The organism is Rhodopirellula maiorica SM1 (genome assembly GCF_000346295.1).
GTDB lineage: Bacteria > Planctomycetota > Planctomycetia > Pirellulales > Pirellulaceae > Novipirellula > Novipirellula maiorica.
The window spans coordinates 1-538 of record NZ_ANOG01000769.1; the positions used below are offsets into that span (position 1 = coordinate 1).

At 48.5% G+C, this 538-nt stretch carries 2 protein-coding genes; both read right to left on the minus strand.

The features are described from left to right. Positions 1 to 10: 10 nt before the first annotated feature. A complete protein-coding gene (locus tag RMSM_RS24920; RefSeq protein ID WP_008703062.1) occupies positions 11 to 202 on the minus strand; it encodes a hypothetical protein in 192 nt (63 codons plus the stop codon). Between the two features lie 103 nt (positions 203 to 305). Next, the coding region (locus RMSM_RS24925) for a DUF6677 family protein (RefSeq protein ID WP_040769315.1) at positions 306 to 538 on the minus strand (233 nt) is incomplete at its 5' end.

A 538-nucleotide genomic window follows, 5' to 3' on the forward strand; every position in this document is an offset into this window, starting at 1 on the left:
AGAACTCGCACTAGATCATCCAATTCAAAAGGCAAAGGACCACGAAAATGAAAGCCATAAATCCACAGATCCAGCGTCCCGTACCCAATGCGTGCTTGATGATCAATGAATTGTCTTCATGGCGTGTCGCACCAAACACCAAAGAGATCGAAATCAACAAAGGTACAAAGTACAGCAGGTAGGTGGGAGAAATCGAAAGCATCGTCAATCAATTCGCTGCAAAGGGTAATGTGAAAAACCTGGCTCGATGATCCGTGGAGCACCACAAGATTAAGCGAGATAAGTTGGCTGCAAGTATTGTCAGTCTAGGTATTGGATTCCAACGCGGGCGAAGGATCTTCGGCATCGCTGCCGCCTTTGTTCCCGTCTGTATCACCGTCACCTTCTTTTTTGCGTCCGCTAATTGGAACCGAAAGCGGACCTCCAAACGCATCGTAGATCACCAAAATATTCAGCAGTCCTGCGATCACGGTGTACCACGTCCCCATCTCGTATCCCGCACCATGGCGAGCAAACCAAGCCGAGATATCATCAGCAT

Bases quoted from the DNA above. Each gene is read 5' to 3' on its own strand.
- RMSM_RS24920 (WP_008703062.1), bottom strand. From the start codon at position 202: ATGCTTTCGATTTCTCCCACCTACCTGCTGTACTTTGTACCTTTGTTG.